Origin of the sequence: Aliivibrio sp. 1S175, assembly GCF_001690985.1 — a bacterium.
Classification (GTDB): domain Bacteria; phylum Pseudomonadota; class Gammaproteobacteria; order Enterobacterales; family Vibrionaceae; genus Aliivibrio.
Genome location: NZ_MAJS01000017.1, coordinates 1,677 through 3,524 on the forward strand (window position 1 = coordinate 1,677; position 1,848 = coordinate 3,524).

Consider the following 1,848-nt stretch of genomic DNA (forward strand, 5'->3'; position numbering starts at 1 on the left):
TGTAGCAAATCGTGTTGATGCGATTGTTAACTGCGCTTTTCAGCTTTAGTTACACAAACAGAAAACAGCTCTTTCATTGGCACATAATTACAATGATAACCATGGATATTTGCAGCTACCCATTGCTCAGACGTAATACCAGAAAAATTAATATTGTAACCACAGTTAATTGCAATGTGCTCAAACAACAAACGCTGAGCACGACCATTACCCTCTCGAAATGGATGTAGAACGTTAATGTCGCAATAATACTCAGCTAATTTAGTTAGAAATTCATCGTATGAAAGGTCAACTAAATACTTATCTTTTTCTAACATTGAAAACAGATTATTCGCTTCTTTTTCAATCCTAACTACATTACAGAAACGTGTATTTCCTTTTGAAATATCAATCGTTCTTAACTCACCTGCCCATTCAAATAGATCAGAGAACAAAATACGATGAATTGAACGCAGATAGATGAAATCGTAAGGAGGTAATTGAAACTCCATATACATTGCAGCTAACGTTGTTAAATCACGTTCAGCAGCCTCTAATACAGCTTCATTACTAATATTGAGCTTATTAACAAGAACCGTACTATTTTCGTAAGTATAAGGATCTTGAGTTGTCCCATATTTATCAGCCATTGAGCGCCTCTAACGAATTTACGTTTGAGTATTTGTTTAACAGAATTTGACGTTGTTCTTCTTTGTCGAGTGATAAGTCGAAATCACTGGCAACATCATGTCCCTCTAAACGCATACTTTCTTTAAAGTTATCCATTTTGACTTGCTCGAAATAGGCATGTTTTTCTTCGTAAGAAAAAAGCATTGAATTACTTGGCATAACTAAATCAATGTCATTAAGTTGAGATTGAATCGCTTTCCCTGACTCAAAAACGCCCCAGCTATTAATAGAAAAACGGAAGGTTCGACCTTGGCGCTCTCTTTCAATATTTAAGCCTAAATTTTCAACTAATGAGTTAACTACGGATTGTACTTTACGTTCAGAAATCCCAGTCGCAGCCACGATAGCTTGAGTATTTGGAGATTCCAATCGTGTCATTGCAGCTAAAACTAATAATTCGTACTTCATGCTTACCTCGCACATTTATGCGGAAATAATATTAGTCTACTACTCAAAGGGAATGATTGCCATATTTGAAAGCTAAATTAACAAAGAAGCAGTTAACGCCTGCATAACACGTTTGCTACGATACAGACTTAGCTGAATTTTAACGCCTTAATCACTGAAACTAAAGGCAAACTGACAACGCCGAGTGTAGCAAATCGTGTTGATGCATTTGTTATGTTTTATTTAAATTTGACTGCATCACCGATACATTTTACTGATGCCCAACAATTATTAAGTAGGTCAACGTCCGAATTAGTTTGACAGAAAGTATAAATTACAGCGTCTGCGCCAAGTAAAGCAGCTTGAATTTTTAATCCTTCGATTCCTTCATGATCTGAAGTCTCTTTTTCTTGATATTTATTTCTATGACAAGAAAGACCTGATACTGTTTGTATTACTGTATATTCGCGTTGTGGTGCACCTTTATAAACATCCATTGATGCAGCTCTAGCTCGTTGCTTACCAGTTAAATTTTCTATTCTTTGATTAGATGAACACCCATTTAATAAAATAGAAACAGTAAATAGCAGAAAAAACTTAGTCATTGGAGATTCTCCCAAACAGCGACACTAAATGAAAATTTTGATTATAAAGAATCAGTTTACCACAAGAACACTAAAGTGATAATAATTACCATTACTACCTATGATGAGTTAATAGTCCGAAAACATAACGCCTGCATAACACGTTTGCTACGATACAGACTTACCTGAATTTTAACGCCTTAATCAC

General features: G+C 35.2%; 3 protein-coding genes. All 3 read right to left on the minus strand.

The window, feature by feature from the left end; translation table 11 throughout:
* Positions 1-26: 26 nt before the first annotated feature.
* The gene (locus A6E06_RS08295; RefSeq protein WP_065591848.1) at positions 27-629 is read right to left on the minus strand and encodes a putative adenosine monophosphate-protein transferase Fic; all 603 of its coding nucleotides are present in this window, start codon (positions 627-629) and stop codon (positions 27-29) included.
* Positions 622-1,077, minus strand: a complete 456-nt coding sequence (locus A6E06_RS08300) for a YhfG family protein (RefSeq protein WP_255312069.1) — start codon at positions 1,075-1,077, stop codon at positions 622-624. The genes A6E06_RS08295 and A6E06_RS08300 overlap by 8 nt, the downstream gene beginning before the upstream one ends.
* Positions 1,078-1,295: 218 nt before the next feature.
* Positions 1,296-1,661, minus strand: coding sequence for a hypothetical protein (locus A6E06_RS08305; protein WP_065591846.1), 366 nt, complete (start codon positions 1,659-1,661; stop codon positions 1,296-1,298).
* Between the last annotated feature and the right edge of the window lie 187 nt (positions 1,662-1,848).